We start from the raw sequence: 16,939 nt of genomic DNA, 5'->3' as shown, positions 1-16,939 counted from the left end.
CATTGAGTCTAACAACACATGGCATCAGCGTCCTCCTCCTTGTGCCTCCTGCGCCTGTCCGCACTTGGCGATGTCACCCACGTGGTGCCCCTGGTGCGCACCCTGCAGGCTGCGCGCCCGGATACGCCGATCCACTGGATCATCGACAAGGCCGGCCACAAGTTGCTCGACGGCCTGCCCGGTGTCACCTTCCACGCCTACGACAAGAAGAGCGGCATGGCCGGGGTCAAGGAACTGCGCAGGCAGCTGCCGCCGGGGCGCTTCGAAGCGCTGTTGCAGATGCAGGTGGCGTTCCGCGCCAACCTGCTGTCGGCCTTCATTCCCGCAGAGCGTCGCATCGGCTATGACCGCAGCCGCTCGAAGGACCTGCATGGTCTCTTCATCAACGAACGCATCCCCGACCGCCCCGGCATCCATGTGCTGGATGCCATCGGCAGTTTCTGTGAACCCCTTGGCCTGCGCCAGACCGAGGTCAGCTGGGACCTGGCGGTGCCACAGTCCGCGTATGAGTGGGCTGCCGCGCAATGGCAGGACGATGGCCGCCCGGTGTTGATGATCTCGCCCTGTTCCAGCCACGTGCGCCGCAACTGGTATGCAGACCGCTACGCCGCCGTGGCCAACCACGCCGCACAGCGCGGTTGGCAGGTGGTGCTGTGCGGAGGCCGCAGCGAACTGGAGCGCAGCATGGCCGATGCCATCCAGGCGCAGCTGCACACACCGGCGCTTGACCTGGTCGGCAAGGACACCTTGAAGCAGCTGCCGGCGCTGCTTGCCCGCGCCAATCTGGTGATGACCCCGGACTCGGGCCCGATGCACATCGCCAACGCGATGGGCGCCAAGGTACTGGGCCTGCATGCAGCCAGCAACCCGAACCGCAGCGGTCCCTATTCCGACCGCCGCTACTGCGTGGACCGCTACGACGATGCCGCGCGCAAGTACCTGGCCAAGCAGGCCTCGGATCTGAAGTGGGGCACCAAGATCGAGTTCGACGATGTGATGGAACTGATCACCGTGGAAGACGGTATCGCTGCGTTCGAACGCTACGTCGCCGACCACCTGGGGTGAGCAGCAGGCTGCCCCGGATTACGCGCGCTGCGCGTAATCCTGGTAGGACTTCTCTTCCACGTACGCCGAACCCAGCGCCAGGTTGATCGCCTTCTTGATGCGCGCGCGTTCGTCATTGCGCAGGTAGACGCTGCGCGCCAGGTCGATGAAACCCTGGTCGAACGCCTGCGCCTTCTCTTTCAGGCGGATGTCGTCCTCGATGTCCCACAGCTGCTCGTTGACCGCCTTCAGCTCGGCACGCAGCTTGGCGATGTCCTTCACCGCCGCCGGGTGTGCCATCCAGGTCTGCTCCAGCGCCGACAGTTCTTTGCGCACATTGGCCAGCTTGCCCTCGTCACTGATGCGCTCGGACTTGATCTGCAGGATCGAGATCTTGTCCAGCAGCTCGCCGAAAGAAACGGGGACGAGGATTTCAGCGGTCATGGGGAAAGCTCCAACAGGTGATGCAGGCAGTTTAACCCGCAGCTCGCGATGGAATGGGCAGATCCACGCCATGCGTGGATGAGCCTGCCAGCAGGAACAGCATCCACGCATGGCGTGGATCTACTGATGCACCTGCCCCGACAGGGGCGGGGAGAGGCCGGCAAAGGGAGGGGCCCACAGGTTGCGCTGCAACGTGTGGGGCGACGCGCAGAGCGCGGCGCGTCCCGCGCCAGATTAAAGAAAAAGGGCTGCCTTTCGGCAGCCCTTTTTCTTTAATCTGGCGGAGAGGGGGGGATTCGAACCCCCGAGGCGCTATAAACGCCTGCCTGATTTCGAGTCAGGTACATTCAACCACTCTGCCACCTCTCCGGGTGGTCCCCGGCGGACCGGGGACGCGCATCATACGAGGAAGTGAGGCCGACGACAAGTCATTCCGGCCAACGAAGTGAAAATTTCCTGAGCGCACGCCTTGCCGGATGCGCGCAGCCACCCGATGATGCCTGTCTCCCCAGCAACACCCCGCCCCAGCGCCCATGATCGAATTCGGACACCTCACCCACCCCGGCATGCGCCGCGAGCTCAACGAGGACACCTACTACGGTGACAGTGAGCTGGCCCTGTGGCTGGTGGCCGATGGCATGGGCGGGCACGCCTGCGGTGAAGTGGCCAGCGCGCTGGCGCGCGAGACCATCGTGCGCGAGATCCGCCGCGGCGCACCGCTGGCGCAGGCCATCCGCACAGCCGACGAAGAGATCATCCGCGCCTCGCGCCGGCGCAACGACACGTTGCCGATGGGCACTACCGTGGTCGCCGCACGGGTACAGGGCAACCGCTATGAAGTGGCGTGGGTCGGCGACAGCCGTGCCTACCTGTGGCGCGACGGACAGCTGGCCCAGCTCAGCCAGGACCACAGCGTGGTGCAGGAGCTGGTCGCGCAGGGCAACCTGACCGCCGAACAGGCGCGTGCGCATCCGCACCGCAACGTGGTCACCCAGGCGCTGGGCGTGACCGATCCGGCGCATCTGAACGTGGCCACCACCAGCGGCGAACTGCGTCCGGGCATGCAGCTGCTGCTGTGCAGTGACGGCCTGACCGAGGAAGTGGACGACCGCAGCATCGCGCGCACCCTCGCCTTCGAGGATGCCAGCGCACAGGAATGCGTGGACACGCTGGTCGCCGCCGCGCTCGATGGCGGCGGCCGCGACAACATCAGCGTGATCCTGGTGCGCTGCCATTAACCCGTAGATCCACGCCATGCGTGGATGCGGTAGTGCCGGCCGCTGGCCGGCTCACCGGGAAACCGCGTATCACGCAGATGCCGGCCAGCGGCCGGCACTACCCCGGTGCATTAGGCGCTGGCGGCTTCTTCCACCTTCGGGCCATCCCACAATGCGTGGCCGGCCTTCTTGCGCAGCCGCTCCAGCCGCGCGGCATGCGCTTCCTGCTCCGACGGCGTCGCCACCACGCGCGGGCGCGGCAGCAGCTTGCTGGTATCGAAGGCCTGCAGCGCCGCACCGGCGCCACCACCATCGTCATCACCCAGGCCGAATCCGATCTCTTCCTGGCCCGAGGTCAGCGCGATATAGACGTCGCCCAGGATCTGCGCATCGAGCAGGCCGCCATGCAGCGCACGGTGCGAGTTGTCCACGCCCAGCCGCTTGCACAGCGCATCCAGCGAGTTGCGCTGGCCCGGGAAGCGCTCACGCGCCATCACCAGGGTATCGATCACGGCGCAGCGGTCGGTGATCTTCCCGTACTGCGGCCCCAGCAGCGACAACTCGTTGTCGAGGAAGCCGAGGTCGAACGCCGCGTTGTGAATGATCAGCTCGGCGCCATCGATGAAGGCCAGGAACTCGTCGGCGATCTGCGCGAAGTCCGGCTTGTCATCGAGGAACTCCAGGGTCAGGCCGGTGACTTCCTGCGCGCCCTGTTCGAACTCGCAGTCCGGCTTGATGTACTGGTGATAGTTGTTGCCGGTCGGGCGGCGCTTGAACAGCTCCACGCAGCCGATTTCGACGATGCGGTTGCCCTTCTTCCACTCCAGGCCGGTGGTTTCGGTATCGAGGATGATCTGACGCATGGGCTCAGTTTACCGGGCTGGCGTCGCGGATCTGGATCGCCGCGTTGCGGGCCAGCGTATCCACCCGCTCATTGTCCGGGTCGCCGGAGTGACCCTTCACCCAGCGCCAGTCGATCTGATGCCGCAGCGTGGCCGCCTGCAGGCGCTCCCACAGCTCGCGGTTCTTTACCGGATCGCCGCCAGCGGTCTTCCAGTTCTTGCGGATCCAGCCCGGCATCCACTGGGTCAGACCCTGCCGCACATACTGCGAATCGGTATAGAGCACGATGTTGCACGGCTCGGTCAGCGACTCCAGCCCGGAAATGGCCGCCATCAGCTCCATCCGGTTGTTGGTGGTGTGCGCCTCGCCACCGCTCAGTTCGCGCTCGTGGCCCTTGTAGCGCAGCAGCGCAGCCCAGCCGCCGGGGCCGGGATTGCCAAGGCAGGAACCGTCGGTGTGGATTTCGATGGTTTTCAATACAACTCCAGAATCAGGTAGCTACGGTGCCGTGCCAGCGCACCGGCAGCGGTTTCGGCCCAGGCAGGGCCAGCGTGCGCTTTTCAGCATGGAACAGGCAGGCCGCGCGCAGCGGTGCCCAACCTCCGGGACGACGGCTGCCCGCACCGCGCCAGAGCGGGCCCAGGTAACGCATATCGTCGCATTCCAGCCCATGACGGCCGAGCAGCAGGCGGATCCGCTGTGGCGTGCGCACCACCAGTCCATGCTGGCGCCATCGCGTGCGATACGGACTGAACGGATTGAGGCTGCTCAGCCACAGATGGCCGCCCGGCATCAGTACGCGCTCGCACTCGTCGAGCAGCCGATCAGCGTCGGCCGCAGTGACATGCTGCAGCACGATCGCATTGACGCTTTCATTGGCCAGCGGCAGCGGCAGCGCACAACGGGTGTCGCCGTCATAGCCCTGCCCCTGCCGGAACAGGCGCAGACCGCGTCCGCCCAACTGTGCATCGTCCAGCCAGGCCGCACTTGGTGCGATCCACAGCCAGGGCTGCGCCGGCAGCACCGACAGCTGCGGCAGCAGCAATTGCCGCTCCAGCACACGCAAGGCCTCCGCCGGTTCGCTGTCGAACCACGGGGTCTGGCTCGCTTGACGGGTGCTCTGCAGCGCGGGCATGGTCCAATTCTATGCGACTGACTGCCCTGCCCGCATTTGCGGATAACTACATCTGGACGCTGATCGACAACGAGGGCGCTGCCGTGGTCGTCGACCCCGGCGATGCCGCGCCAGTGCTCGCACTGGCCGATCAGGGCCTGCGCGTGGACACGATCCTGCTCACCCATCACCACGACGACCACATCGGTGGCGTGCCGGCACTGCAGGCTCGCTTTCCCGGTGTACGGGTCATCGCGCCGGTCGAAGAGCGCATCCCCACGGCCACCGAACGGGTCGGCGAAGGTGAACGCGTTCAGGCACTGGGCCAGACGTTCCACGTACTATCCGTGCCCGGGCATACCCGCAGCCACATCGCGTTTCACACTGCTGAACATCTTTTCAGCGGAGATTCGTTGTTCAGCCTGGGCTGTGGACGCCTGTTCGAAGGTACGCCGTCCCAGCTGCTGGCGTCGATGCGCAAGCTGGGTGCCCTGCCCGCGCAACTGCTGCTTTGTTGCGCTCATGAGTACACCGTGTCAAATGCCGTCTTCGCGCGGCATGTCGACCCCGCCAACGCTGCCTTGTGGCAGCGCCAAGAGGAGGCTTTGGCCATGCGCCGCGATGACCGTTCCACCCTGCCGGTAACCCTGGCCAACGAATTCGACTGCAATCCCTTCCTGCGTGTGCACGCTGCACCGATCCGTGCGTCGGTGTCGGCACACCTGGGCCGTGACGTCGTGGACGACGTCGACGTGATGGCCGGTCTCCGGCACTGGAAAGACGGCTTCCGCGCATGATGCGCCGAAGTCTGCCGCTGGCCCTGGGCCTTGCCTTGGGGCTGGCCGGAACCGCGGGCGCACAGTCGCTGGGCGCCGGCATCAGCCAGAACCTGACCGCCGCTGCGGCGCTGCCGCTGGATCCGTCCGCGCTGCCTGCGCCCTCGGTGCGCAATGGCCAGGAGATCTTCACCAGCTTCCGCGACGGCCTGGCCGAGCCCAGCTGCGATGCCGAGGCTACCAGCCCGCGCTGGCAGAAGCAGTTCGCCCACGCCCCCTCGCGCCTGGCCAACCAGGATGACGATGCGCTGGTGCTGTTCGGCTATGTGGTCGAAGAGCTGCGCAAGGCGAACCTGCCCACCGAATTCGCGCTGATCCCGTTCGTGGAAAGCGGCTATCGGCCCAATGCCCGCAACGGCAGCGGCCCGACCGGCCTGTGGCAGTTCATCGCCACCACGGCGCGCAACCACCGCGTCCCCATGGCCAACGGCTACGACGGCCGCCTGTCGGCGGTTGATTCCACCCAGGCCGCGGTGCGCTACCTGAAGACCCTACATGGCATGTTCGGCGGCGACTGGCGCCTGGCCACCATGGCCTACAACGCCGGCGAGTACCGGGTGCTGCAGTCCATGCGCAAGGCCGGCATGAACGCGCAGAACGCCAAGCCGGCAGCCCTGCCGGGGCTGTCGCCGGTTACCCATGCCTATGTCGAGAAGCTGCATGCCCTGGCCTGCGTGCTGGAAGACGTGGAGGACCAGCCTCGCGTGATGGCCTCGCTGGACCGCACCGTGCCGGTGTTGAAGGACCACACCCTGCCAGCCGGCACCAGCGTCCAGCAGTGGGCCGCACAGCGCGCCCTGGACCCCGCCAGGATCGCCCGCCTCAACCCGGCCCTGGCCGCCGGCAACCGCGCTTCGGGAACCACCCGGGTCCTGGCCCCGGTCTCGGCCGCCAATGCGACGGTGACGGAAGCCGCGACCACGCTGGTGGCCAGCACCGCACCGGTTGCCACGACCACGCCGACGCCGCAGGTGGCCAAGGCCGTGGCCGCGATCGCCGACCGCCCGCGCAGCCGCCGCCACACCGTGCGTGATGGCGAGTCGGCCTGGACCATCGCCCGCCGCTACGGCATGCCGGTAAAGGCCCTGCTGTCGCTGAACGGCCTGAGTGGCAGCAGCGTGCTGAAGCCCGGCGCAGTGCTGCGCGTGGAAGACTGACGCGCTCCAACCCCGCTGTATCTGCTCTTTGTAGAGTCGAGCGATGCTCGACTGCATCTGCACGACTCTACAAAAGGCGGTCGAGCAAGCTCGACCACTACCAAAGCTCAAGCGCGCCACAGACGACGCGAAGGCACAAAAAAAGGCCCGGCATTGCCGGGCCTTCTTCGATCCTGCCCCGCCGCGAGGCTTACAGGTTCTCTTCGGTGGTCTGGATCACGAACTTCCTGCGCATCGCCTCGACGTAGGCCTTGGCTGCGGCCATGCCGTCGATCTGGCTCAGCTGATCCTTGAGCTGCTTCTGCTGCTCGGCGGTCACTTCCTTGATGTCGCCCGGGTTGACCTTGTTCACTGCGAACAGCAGCGCGTGGCCGTTGACGTCGACCTTGCCGTAGCTCGGCTTGCCTTCCGCCGGCACCGGCGCACTGAAGATCGCGCGGTTGATTTCCGGGGTCGGCACCGGCTGGCTGCGCGGCAGGCCCGGCATCGGGCTCAACTGCAGCTTCTCGCTGGCGGCCAGCGACTGCAGGGTGGCACCGGCCTTCAGCTTGGCCAGCACGGCGTCGGCGGCCTTGTCGCTGGCCTGGCGCTGGCGGTCGGCGCGGATCGCGGCGATCACCTGTTCACGCGCCTTGTCCAGCGGCGTTGCCTGTTCCGGGGTGTGCGCGGCCACGCGGATGACCACACTGTGGTTGGTCGCGCCGCCCAGCGCAATCGGGTCGCTGGCGGTCCCGTCCTGCACCAGCACGTCGGAGAAGGCGGCACGCAGCACGCCCGGGTCAGCGGCGATGCCACTGGCGGTGGCACGGGTGATCGGGCCCAGCGTCTGCAGCGGCAGGTTCACTTCCTTGGCCGCAGCAGCCAGATCACTCGGGCTCTTGTTGATGGCATCGACCAGGTGGCCGGCCAGCTCGTTGAAGCCGCGCTCGCCGTCGGCCTTCAGCTGCTCGGCGGCCAGCGTGTCACGCACTTCCTCGAACGACTTGCCTTCGCCGCCACGCACCGCGGCGACCTTGATGATGTGGTAGCCGAAGTCGGTCTTGACCGGGCCGATCACGTCACCCGCCTTGGCGGCGAACAGGGCGTCTTCGAATGGCTTGACCATCGCGCCACGCTCGACCCAGCCCAGATCACCGCCCTGGTCCTTCGAACCCGGGTCTTCCGAATTGGCCTTGGCCAGTGCAGCGAAGTCGGCACCCGCCGCCTTGGCTTCGGTGGCGATCTTGTTCGCCTTGGCTTCGGCACCGTCACCGGTGATCAGGATGTGCGCGGCCTGGCGCTGTTCCGGCGAAGTGAACTTCGCCTTCTCGTCCTCATAGCGCTTGCGCAGGGTCGCTTCGTCGGCCGCGGTCGGTGCCGGCAGGTTGGCGCCATTGATCTCGACGTATTCCAGCGACACGCTTTCGGCCTGGCGGAAATCCTTGCCGTGGCTGTCGTACCACTGCTTGATCTGCTCATCGGTGACCGGCGCGGTATCGGCCGGAACCTCCGGCAGCGCGGCCAGTTCGACGTCGCGGGTCTCACCCAGCAGCTTCAGCAGGCGCTCGGTCTCGGCCTGGGTGACGAAGCCCGAGTTCTGCAGGCCCGACGGAATCACCGACTGCTGCAGGCTCTCACGCACCAGTTCCTGGAACTGGGTCGGCGTGCGCGGCGGATTGCCACCGGCCAGAGCCAGGCGGTAGTTGTTCTCGTTGAACTTGCCGTTCGAATCGAGGAAGGCCGGGATGGTGGCGATGTACTCGCGCACCGCGCCATCGCCGATCACGACACCGGCCTGCTCGCCGACCAGGCGCACGACCTGTTCGTCGATCAGCTGATCGAGCACGGCCAGCTTGTTTTCGGTGCTTTCAAACGCGCGCGGGTCGAAATTCTCGCCCTGCTGCTGGCGCTCACGCATGCGCTCCTGCTCGAAGCGGGTGCGGAAATCCTGCGCGCTGATCTCATGATGCTGCCACAGCATGCGCACCGGCCACCACGACGGTGCCGAACGCCACCAAGTCGGCGGCGCGGAAACCTTGGCCACGTTCTGTGCGCCAACGCCACCGAGGTAGCTGTTGTCGATCACGAACAGGAACGGAATCATCAGCAGCCCCAGGATCACGGTGACGATCCAGCCTGAGGTCTTGTCGCGGAGTTTCTGCAGCATGGTGAGGAATCACAAGGCCTGATTGGCGAGCCCGGCAGTGTAACCCGCTTCGTCGCAGGGACCAAAAGCAGCACCGGCGTGGCCTGCGCACCGCTTCCGACGGCACAAAGAAAAAGCCCCCGGCTTGCGCCGAGGGCTTTTAGAGTTGGCGGAGCGGACGGGACTCGAACCCGCGACCTCCGGCGTGACAGGCCAGCATTCTAACCAGCTGAACTACCGCTCCGCGCTGAAACTTTACAGGCGCCCAGTATATCCGAAGACTCCCTGGAAACCCAGCCCGATGAACACTTTTTTCAAAGTTTTTTCACAGGGACTTAAGAATTCTGCAATGGCGGAGCGGACGGGACTCGAACCCGCGACCTCCGGCGTGACAGGCCAGCATTCTAACCAGCTGAACTACCGCTCCGTTCTTGCAAAAACCTTTTCGCCTTCCTTCCGAACCTGTCGGTGAGAAGACAAGGCCCCCAGCTTTAGGCCGGGGGCCTCGATGTAGTGGCGGAGCGGACGGGACTCGAACCCGCGACCTCCGGCGTGACAGGCCAGCATTCTAACCAGCTGAACTACCGCTCCGCATTGTTGCTATTTCCTGTTTTCCCACCGGCCTGGACCGGGGAGAAAACAAAGCCTCCAGCTTTTGGCCGGAGGCCTCGTTGAATGGCGGAGCGGACGGGACTCGAACCCGCGACCTCCGGCGTGACAGGCCAGCATTCTAACCAGCTGAACTACCGCTCCACACTCAAACTTTTACCGCGGTGCTGTGGTGGGTGCTGAGGGTTTCGAACCCCCGACCCTCTCCGTGTAAAGGAGACGCTCTACCGCTGAGCTAAGCACCCCAGCGAGCCGCTTAGTTTACAGCATCCTTCAGGGCCTTACCAGCCTTGAACGACGGATTCTTCGAAGCAGCGATCTTGATGGTGTCGCCGGTCTTCGGGTTGCGGCCGGTGCGGGCAGCACGGTCGCGGACCTGGAAGGTACCGAAGCCAACCAGGGTGACCGCATCGCCGTCCTTCAGCGCCTTGGTGACGGCAGCAACGACGGCATCGACAGCGCGGCTGGACTCGGCCTTGGTCAGGTCGGCAGCTTCAGCAACGGCATCGATCAATTCGGTCTTGTTCATTCTCTACAACTCCTTTGGCGGTGGGTTCCGCTTATTCGACAGGGAAGCAACCGCACGCCTTCTGCATGCGGCCGCCATGTGGAAACGGTTCGCCGATTCAGTCATCGCTGACAGCGATCACTCATTCGCGAGTGCTGCTTTTATACCAGTGGCCCTACCCCCACGCAAGCTGGAAAGCCAGCAACGACGCGGGTTTCGGGCCATCGGACGGCGCGCGTCAATGCTTGACGCGCGCGCTTCCACTCGGTTTGGCCTTGCTGCGCACCGTGACACGCTGCGCACTCTTGCGCGCCTTCTTCGGTGCCAGCGGGCGCTCCAGCGCCAGGTCCAGGACTTCTTCGATGTACTTCACCGGCACGATCTCCAGATCGCGGGTGACGTTGGCCGGAATGTCTGCAAGGTCTTTGCGGTTCTCTTCCGGAATGATGACCGTGCGGATACCACCGCGCAGTGCGGCCAGCAGTTTCTCCTTCAAGCCACCGATGGCGGTGACACGACCACGCAGGGTGATCTCACCGGTCATCGCCACGTCGGCACGCACCGGCACCTTGGTCAGCATCGACACCAGCGAGGTGACCATTGCCGCACCGGCACTCGGTCCGTCCTTCGGCGTGGCACCATCGGGCACGTGCAGGTGCACGTCGTGCTTCTGCAGGAAGTCGCTGTCGATGCCAAAGCCCACGGCGCGCGAACGCACCACCGACAACGCCGCCGACGCCGATTCCTTCATCACGTTGCCGAGCTGGCCGGTCAGGATCAGCTGGCCCTTGCCCGGCACCAGCGTCGATTCGATCTGCAGCAGATCGCCACCGACTTCGGTCCACGCCAGGCCGGTGACCAGGCCGATCTCGTTCTCTTCCTCGGCGCGGCCGAAATCGAAGCGACGCACACCCAGGTACTTGTCCAGGTTCTTGCTGGACACGCTCACCAGCGCCTTGGACTTCTTCGCGCCCTTCTTCGCCTTCACCGGCTGCGGACCGGCCAGCGCGATCTCCTTCACCACCTTGCGGCAGATCTTGGCGATCTCGCGTTCCAGGTTGCGCACGCCCGATTCGCGCGTGTAGTAGCGCACGATGTCCTGGATCGCATCGCTGCCGATCTCCAGCTCTTCCGGCTGCAGGCCGTTGGCCTTGATCTGCTTCGGCACCAGGTAGCGGGTCGCGATGTTGAGCTTCTCGTCCTCGGTGTAGCCGGGGATGCGGATCACTTCCATGCGGTCCAGCAGCGGGCCGGGAATATTGAGCGAGTTCGAGGTGGCCACGAACATCACTTCGGACAGGTCCAGGTCCACTTCCAGGTAGTGGTCGTTGAACGCGTTGTTCTGCTCCGGGTCGAGCACTTCCAGCAGCGCCGACGACGGATCGCCACGGAAGTCCATCGACATCTTGTCGATCTCGTCGAGCACGAACAGCGGGTTCTTGCTGCCGACCTTGTTGAGGTTCTGCACGATGCGGCCCGGCATCGAACCAACGTAGGTACGACGGTGGCCACGGATCTCGGCTTCATCGCGAACGCCGCCCAGCGACATGCGCACGAACTTGCGGTTGGTAGCCTTGGCGATGGACTGGCCGAGCGAGGTCTTGCCCACGCCCGGCGGCCCGACCAGGCACAGGATCGGGCCCTTCATCTGCTTCACGCGCGACTGCACCGCCAGGTATTCAAGGATGCGCTCCTTGACCTTCTCCAGGCCGTAGTGGTCGGCGTCGAGGGTGTCCTGTGCGGCCTTCAGGTCCTTGCGCACCTTGCTGCGCTTCTTCCACGGCACGCCCAGCAACCACTCCAGGTAGTTGCGCACGACGGCCGCTTCAGCCGACATCGGCGACATCTGCTTGAGCTTGTTCAGTTCATTGCGTGCCTTGGCTTCAACCGCCTTCGGCATGCCGGCTTCGGCGATCTTGCGGGCCAGCTCTTCCAGCTCGCCCGGTGCATCGTCCAGGCCACCCAGTTCCTTCTGGATGGCCTTCATCTGCTCGTTGAGGTAGTACTCGCGCTGGCTCTTCTCCATCTGCGACTTCACGCGGCCGCGGATGCGCTTTTCCATCTGCTGCACGTCGATCTCGCCATCGACCAGGCCGACCAGCATCTCCAGGCGGTCACCGACGGCCAGCGTTTCCAGCAGGCGCTGCTTGTCGGCCAGGCGCACGCTGATGTGCGCAGCGATGGTGTCGGCCAGGCGGGCCGGCTCATCGATGCCCGACAACGTCTGCAGCAGCTCCGGCGGCAGCTTGCGATTGGTCTTCACGTACTGCTCGAACAGCGACATCAGCGAGCGGGCGATCGCCTCCACCTCGCGTGCTTCGCGCTCGTCGGTGGCGTCGATCTCCACGGCCTGGCCGTGCAGCGAACCGTTACGCTCGTCGACGTGGGTGACCTGCACGCGCGACAGGCCTTCGACCAGCACCTTGATGGTGCCGTCGGGCAGCTTCAGCAACTGCAGCACCTGCGCCAGCGTACCGACCTGATAGAGGTCGGCCGCATGCGGGTCGTCGGTCTCGGCCGACTTCTGCGCCAGCAGCAGGATGCGCTTGTCCGCCTCCATTGCCTGTTCGAGCGCGTGCATGGACTTGTCACGGCCGACGAACAGCGGGATGACCATGTGCGGGAACACCACTACGTCGCGCAGCGGCAGGACCGGCAGGTCGAGGGTTTCACTTGGGGAACGGGCCATGGGGGCTCCAGGGAAGGGGAAAACCGCCTCCGGGAGGGCATCTTCCGGAGACAAAAAAAGCCGATGGCCCCGTTATGGGGCCATCGGCTTTCAGATGCAAGGCATTCCTTGAAAATCCTTTCCAATCAACAACCTGGAAGGATCACTCGGCGCCTGCGGCCTTCTGTTCAGGGGCCGCCGGGGTCTGGTAGATCAGGTACGGCTCGGACTTGTGCTCGATCACCGACTCGTCCACCACCACCTTGCTGACGTTTTCCTGCGACGGCAGGTCGTACATGGTGTCCAGCAGGACCGATTCGACGATGGTGCGCAGGCCGCGTGCACCGGTCTTGCGCTTGAGCGCCTTCCTGGCGATGGCCGACAACGCGTCCGGACGGAACTCCAGCTCGACGTTCTCCATCTCGAACAGCTTCTTGAACTGCTTGGTGATGGCGTTCTTCGGCTCGGTCAGGATCCTGATCAGGGCCGGCTCGTCCAGCTCCTCCAGGGTCGCCACCACCGGCAGGCGGCCGACGAACTCGGGGATCAGGCCGAACTTGATCAGGTCTTCCGGCTCGACTTCGGCCAGCACCTTGCCCACTTCCTGCTTGCGCTCGCTGCTCTTCACCTTGGCGCCGAAGCCGATGCTGCCGACGTCGGTGGAACGGGCCTGGATCACCTTGTCCAGCCCGGCGAACGCGCCGCCGCAGATGAACAGGATGTTCTTGGTGTCCACCTGCAGGAATTCCTGCTGCGGGTGCTTGCGGCCGCCCTGCGGCGGAACGCTGGCCACGGTGCCTTCGATCAGCTTCAGCAGGGCCTGCTGCACGCCTTCGCCGGACACATCGCGGGTGATCGACGGGTTCTCGCTCTTGCGCGAGATCTTGTCGATTTCATCGATGTAGACGATGCCCTGCTGCGCCTTCTCGACGTCGTAGTCGCACTTCTGCAGCAGCTTCTGGATGATGTTCTCCACGTCCTCGCCCACGTAACCGGCTTCGGTCAGCGTGGTGGCGTCGGCCATGGTGAACGGCACGTTGAGCAGGCGGGCCAGGGTCTCGGCCAGCAGCGTCTTGCCCGAACCGGTCGGACCGACCAGCAGGATGTTCGACTTCGCCAGTTCGACGTCGTCGTTCTTCTGCCGGCTCTCGATGCGCTTGTAGTGGTTGTACACGGCCACGGCCAGGGTGCGCTTGGCGCGGTTCTGGCCGATCACGTACTGGTCGAGGACCTCGAGGATCTCGCGCGGCTTGGGCAGCGAACTGCGCGCCGACTGCGCCTTTTCCTCAAGTTCCTCACGGATGATGTCGTTGCACAGCTCCACGCACTCATCGCAGATGAATACGCTCGGACCCGCAATCAGCTTGCGCACTTCATGCTGGCTCTTGCCGCAGAAAGAGCAGTAGAGGATCTTGCCGGTGTCCGTGGAACGACCTTGGCGGTCTTCGCTCATGCTTCGCTTACCCAGTTACCCCACCCGCTGAACGGGGGTTCGATTCGAGAATAGCACAGGGCCGAGGGGACACCAGTCCCGCCCGACCCTGCAGGAACGGGGCCTCCATGGCCCCGTGATGGCCGGTCAGCCGGCCTGGATCGACTCGTCCGGACGACGCTCCAGGACCTGGTCGACCAGACCATAGGCCTGCGCCTCGAAGGCGCTCTTGAAGTTGTCGCGCTCGGTGTCGCGGGCGATCGTCTCCAGCGACTGGCCGGTGTGCTTGGCCAGCACCTCGTTCAGGCGCGAACGCAGGGTCAGGATCTCACGCGCGTGGATGTCGATGTCGGTGGCCTGGCCCTGGTAGCCACCCAGCGGCTGGTGGATCATCACGCGCGAGTTCGGCAGCGCATAGCGCTTGCCGGCTTCGCCCGCGGCCAGCAGCAGGGCGCCCATCGAGGCGGCCTGGCCGATGCAGGTGGTGCTCACATTCGGCTTGATGTACTGCATGGTGTCGTAGATCGCCATGCCGGCGGTGACCACGCCACCCGGCGAGTTGATGTAGATGTTGATGTCCTTTTCCGGGTTCTCCGACTCCAGGAACAGCAACTGCGCCACCACCACGTTGGCCATGTGATCGTCGATCGGGCCCACGAGGAAGATCAGGCGCTCCTTCAACAGGCGCGAATAGATGTCGTAGGCACGCTCGCCGCGGCTGGTCTGCTCGACCACCATCGGAACCAGGTTCAGGGCTTTGGTTCGGTTGTCCATTACGTGAGGTACCTATCTTGGGGGGCAACAACCCCGCGCCGGCAAAGGCGCGGGGCATCCGGTGATCCGCCCGGGCTTACTGGCGGATCGCGTCCTGGAACGACAGCTTCTCTTCGGTGTGCTGGGCACGCTCGGCGATCCAGTCGATCACCTGCTCTTCCATCACACGGTTCTGCAGGCCAGACATCAGCTGGGGGTCGTTGCGGTACATCTCAATGACCTGTTCCGGCTCTTCGTAGGTCGAAGCGACCAGACGCATCGTTTCGTTCAGGCGCTTGGCTTCCAGGCGCAGGTCGTTGATGCGGGCCACTTCACCGACCAGCAGGCCGACCAGCACGCGCTTGGCGGCCGCTTCCTTGAAGCCTTCGTGGGCATCGGCCGGGATCTCGCCGACGTTCTGGCCGTTGCGGCGGATCTGCTCAACCTGCTGGGCCAGCATGGCGCGGGCTTCGTTCTCGACCAGGCGCGGCGGCATTTCCACCGACGAATAGGCGGCGATCAGCTGCTCGCCCACTTCGCGGCGCAGGCGGTTCATCAGAGCGCCCTTCAGCTCGCGCTCCAGGTTGGCGCGGATGTCGCTGCGGAACTGCTCGACGTCGCCGCCCTTCACGCCGAAGCTCTTGATGAAGGCTTCGTCGACCGCCGGCACAACCGGCTCGGACACTTCGGCAACCTTGACGGTCACCTGCACGGTCTTGCCTGCCAGCACCGGCACGCGCCAGTCAGCCGGGAACTCGACGTCCAGGGTCTTTTCTTCGCCCTTGGCCAGGCCGACCAGGCCCTTTTCGATGGTGTCGAACATCATGCCCTGGCCGAGCACGATCGAACCCTTCTCGGTGCCCTCGGCCGGCAGGCGCTCTTCGCCGGCCTGCGACCAGGTTTCCACCGCGACCAGGTCACCGTCCTGCGCGCCACGGCTGACCGGGGCCCAGGTACGACGCTGGTTCTGCAGGTTCTCGATCATCTGGTCGATGTCGGCGTCGGTGATCTCGGCGCTGTGGCGCACGACGGTCAGCTTGCTGACGTCGATGTCGCCGAAGTCCGGCACCACTTCCACGGTGGCCACGAAGGAGAATTCACCCTCGTCGCCCTTGTCGATGCGCGGGCTGCCGACGATGCGCAGGTCGTGCTCACGCACGGCGGCATCGAAGGTTTCGCGCAGCAGGCCGTCCAGCGCCTCGCCACGGACCTGCGCGCCGAAGCGCTGCTCGATCACCTTGGCCGGCACCTTGCCCGGACGGAAACCCTTGATGCGGGTGGTACGGGCGATTTCGCCCAGGCGGCCGACGATGTGGCTCTGCAGACGCTCTTCCGGCAGCGAGAAGCTCAGGCGGCGTTCCAGGTTGCCGGTGGATTCGATCGAAGCTTGCATGTTGACTCCTGCCACCGGTGGCCCACGCCCCCGGCTCGATGATTGGGATGAAACGGTTGTAAGGACACGACGTCTGGGACGCGCCTGCTTGCCGCAGCCCTTTAGTTTCGCCCAATTCGGCCTGCACTGCCAGCGCGTGCCGGTCAAGGGGGCGCAGATGGCCCGATCAGGGCGGGGACAGGCCGGCACTGGTGCGAAAGGGGGGACTCGAACCCCCACGCCTTGCGGCACTGGAACCTAAATCCAGGGCGTCTACCAATTCCGCCACTTTCGCGTGGCCGGCTCAGGCGTTCATTGTCGCAGGCGGGGGCTGGAAGCGGAAGGCCTGCACAAAACTGAATCTGCAGCGATGCGCGCGGCCCCTGCATCGCTGCCGTCCCGGCGGGCGCACCACCCGCCAGGACGACTGCGGCTTACTGCTGCGGCACAGCGCGGGCCGGTGCCATGCCTGCATGTTCGGCGGGCGCCTCCCCCTTGCGGATCTCCACGCCCCCGTCATCGGTACGGCGCAGAGCCACCGACTCCGGCATGGCCTTGCGCACATCCACCGAACCGTCCGCATTGCGCTGCACATCCACCGCGTCAGGCAGGACCTCCGCTTCCGCAGGCTGAGCCGGCTGCATCTGCATGGCGTCACCCACCGGGCGCGCCGGAGTGCTCTCCGTGCCCGCATCGCGTTCAACGGTCTTCGCGGGATCATTGGCCGGCGCGCAGGCCGCCAGCGCCATCAACGCGAAGGGAACCCACAGCGTGCGGTGCAATCGATTGATATCAGCCATCAACATCTTCCTTCGTG

General features: G+C 65.2%; 15 protein-coding genes and 7 tRNA genes. 4 read left to right on the top strand and 18 right to left on the bottom strand.

Annotated elements, in window-relative coordinates; genetic code table 11:
- Positions 1 to 18 precede the first annotated feature (18 nt).
- Positions 19 to 1,065 (top strand): glycosyltransferase family 9 protein, encoded by a 1,047-nt coding sequence (locus ACSYS9_RS04510; protein ID WP_049400633.1) that lies wholly within the window; start codon positions 19 to 21, stop codon positions 1,063 to 1,065.
- Positions 1,066 to 1,083: 18 nt separating this feature from the next.
- Here ACSYS9_RS04510 and ACSYS9_RS04505 read toward each other — a convergent pair whose 3' ends face one another.
- Both ACSYS9_RS04505 and ACSYS9_RS04500 read right to left on the bottom strand, forming a co-directional pair.
- Complete coding sequence (locus ACSYS9_RS04505; protein WP_046982834.1) at positions 1,084 to 1,488, bottom strand: DUF6165 family protein; 405 nt, start codon at positions 1,486 to 1,488, stop codon at positions 1,084 to 1,086.
- Positions 1,489 to 1,766: 278 nt separating this feature from the next.
- Positions 1,767 to 1,857, bottom strand: a tRNA-Ser gene (locus tag ACSYS9_RS04500).
- Positions 1,858 to 2,021: 164 nt separating this feature from the next.
- On the opposite strand from ACSYS9_RS04500, the gene ACSYS9_RS04495 reads away from it, so the two are divergent.
- Entirely contained in the window at positions 2,022 to 2,726 is a 705-nt protein-coding gene (locus ACSYS9_RS04495; RefSeq protein ID WP_032129328.1) for a PP2C family protein-serine/threonine phosphatase, read from the top strand.
- A gap of 110 nt (positions 2,727 to 2,836) precedes the next feature.
- Here ACSYS9_RS04495 and dnaQ read toward each other — a convergent pair whose 3' ends face one another.
- The 3 genes from dnaQ to ACSYS9_RS04480 are packed head-to-tail and all read right to left on the bottom strand — an operon-like array spanning position 2,837 to position 4,683.
- Entirely contained in the window at positions 2,837 to 3,568 is a 732-nt protein-coding gene (dnaQ, locus tag ACSYS9_RS04490; RefSeq protein WP_071228859.1) for a DNA polymerase III subunit epsilon, read from the bottom strand.
- A gap of 4 nt (positions 3,569 to 3,572) precedes the next feature.
- On the bottom strand, positions 3,573 to 4,025 hold the full coding sequence (gene rnhA, locus ACSYS9_RS04485) for a ribonuclease HI (RefSeq protein WP_032129326.1): 453 nt from the start codon (positions 4,023 to 4,025) through the stop codon (positions 3,573 to 3,575).
- A gap of 13 nt (positions 4,026 to 4,038) precedes the next feature.
- The gene (locus ACSYS9_RS04480) at positions 4,039 to 4,683 is read right to left on the bottom strand and encodes a methyltransferase domain-containing protein (RefSeq protein WP_071228860.1); all 645 of its coding nucleotides are present in this window, start codon (positions 4,681 to 4,683) and stop codon (positions 4,039 to 4,041) included.
- An 11-nt stretch (positions 4,684 to 4,694) separates the two neighbouring features.
- On the opposite strand from ACSYS9_RS04480, the gene gloB reads away from it, so the two are divergent.
- Positions 4,695 to 5,459: a hydroxyacylglutathione hydrolase gene (gene gloB, locus ACSYS9_RS04475; protein WP_071228861.1), complete on the top strand. Its 765-nt coding sequence runs from the start codon at positions 4,695 to 4,697 to the stop codon at positions 5,457 to 5,459.
- Positions 5,456 to 6,655 carry a lytic transglycosylase domain-containing protein gene (locus ACSYS9_RS04470; RefSeq protein WP_071228862.1) on the top strand — a complete coding sequence of 400 codons (1,200 nt, stop codon included), beginning with the start codon at positions 5,456 to 5,458 and terminating at the stop codon, positions 6,653 to 6,655. The genes gloB and ACSYS9_RS04470 overlap by 4 nt, the downstream gene beginning before the upstream one ends.
- A gap of 190 nt (positions 6,656 to 6,845) precedes the next feature.
- On the opposite strand, the gene ACSYS9_RS04465 is transcribed toward ACSYS9_RS04470, so the two are convergent.
- The 13 genes from ACSYS9_RS04465 to ACSYS9_RS04405 all read right to left on the bottom strand — a co-directional run bounded on the left by ACSYS9_RS04465 (position 6,846) and on the right by ACSYS9_RS04405 (position 16,922).
- Positions 6,846 to 8,801 (bottom strand): peptidyl-prolyl cis-trans isomerase, encoded by a 1,956-nt coding sequence (locus ACSYS9_RS04465; RefSeq protein WP_071228863.1) that lies wholly within the window; start codon positions 8,799 to 8,801, stop codon positions 6,846 to 6,848.
- Positions 8,802 to 8,947: 146 nt separating this feature from the next.
- A tRNA-Asp gene (locus tag ACSYS9_RS04460) sits at positions 8,948 to 9,024 on the bottom strand.
- Positions 9,025 to 9,130: 106 nt separating this feature from the next.
- Positions 9,131 to 9,207: transfer RNA gene (locus tag ACSYS9_RS04455), tRNA-Asp, on the bottom strand.
- An 87-nt stretch (positions 9,208 to 9,294) separates the two neighbouring features.
- Positions 9,295 to 9,371 (bottom strand) — tRNA-Asp (locus ACSYS9_RS04450).
- 85 nt (positions 9,372 to 9,456) lie between these two features.
- A tRNA-Asp gene (locus ACSYS9_RS04445) sits at positions 9,457 to 9,533 on the bottom strand.
- A 26-nt stretch (positions 9,534 to 9,559) separates the two neighbouring features.
- A tRNA-Val gene (locus tag ACSYS9_RS04440) sits at positions 9,560 to 9,634 on the bottom strand.
- 11 nt (positions 9,635 to 9,645) lie between these two features.
- Positions 9,646 to 9,918 (bottom strand): HU family DNA-binding protein, encoded by a 273-nt coding sequence (locus ACSYS9_RS04435; protein WP_004146343.1) that lies wholly within the window; start codon positions 9,916 to 9,918, stop codon positions 9,646 to 9,648.
- Positions 9,919 to 10,135: 217 nt separating this feature from the next.
- Entirely contained in the window at positions 10,136 to 12,586 is a 2,451-nt protein-coding gene (lon, locus tag ACSYS9_RS04430) for an endopeptidase La (protein WP_440568822.1), read from the bottom strand.
- Between the two features lie 142 nt (positions 12,587 to 12,728).
- Positions 12,729 to 14,018 (bottom strand): ATP-dependent Clp protease ATP-binding subunit ClpX, encoded by a 1,290-nt coding sequence (clpX, locus tag ACSYS9_RS04425; protein ID WP_032129320.1) that lies wholly within the window; start codon positions 14,016 to 14,018, stop codon positions 12,729 to 12,731.
- Positions 14,019 to 14,144: 126 nt separating this feature from the next.
- Positions 14,145 to 14,771 carry an ATP-dependent Clp endopeptidase proteolytic subunit ClpP gene (gene clpP / locus ACSYS9_RS04420; protein WP_004146318.1) on the bottom strand — a complete coding sequence of 209 codons (627 nt, stop codon included), beginning with the start codon at positions 14,769 to 14,771 and terminating at the stop codon, positions 14,145 to 14,147.
- A gap of 76 nt (positions 14,772 to 14,847) precedes the next feature.
- Positions 14,848 to 16,143 (bottom strand): trigger factor, encoded by a 1,296-nt coding sequence (gene tig, locus ACSYS9_RS04415; protein ID WP_071228864.1) that lies wholly within the window; start codon positions 16,141 to 16,143, stop codon positions 14,848 to 14,850.
- Between the two features lie 189 nt (positions 16,144 to 16,332).
- Positions 16,333 to 16,417 (bottom strand) — tRNA-Leu (locus tag ACSYS9_RS04410).
- A 139-nt stretch (positions 16,418 to 16,556) separates the two neighbouring features.
- Positions 16,557 to 16,922 carry a hypothetical protein gene (locus ACSYS9_RS04405; protein ID WP_071228865.1) on the bottom strand — a complete coding sequence of 122 codons (366 nt, stop codon included), beginning with the start codon at positions 16,920 to 16,922 and terminating at the stop codon, positions 16,557 to 16,559.
- Between the last annotated feature and the right edge of the window lie 17 nt (positions 16,923 to 16,939).

The organism is Stenotrophomonas sp. STK17_22 (assembly GCF_051983905.1).
GTDB classification, from domain to species: domain Bacteria; phylum Pseudomonadota; class Gammaproteobacteria; order Xanthomonadales; family Xanthomonadaceae; genus Stenotrophomonas; species Stenotrophomonas maltophilia_A.
The sequence above is the reverse complement of the archived record's forward strand: the minus strand, read 5'-3'. Positions and strand labels throughout refer to the sequence as shown.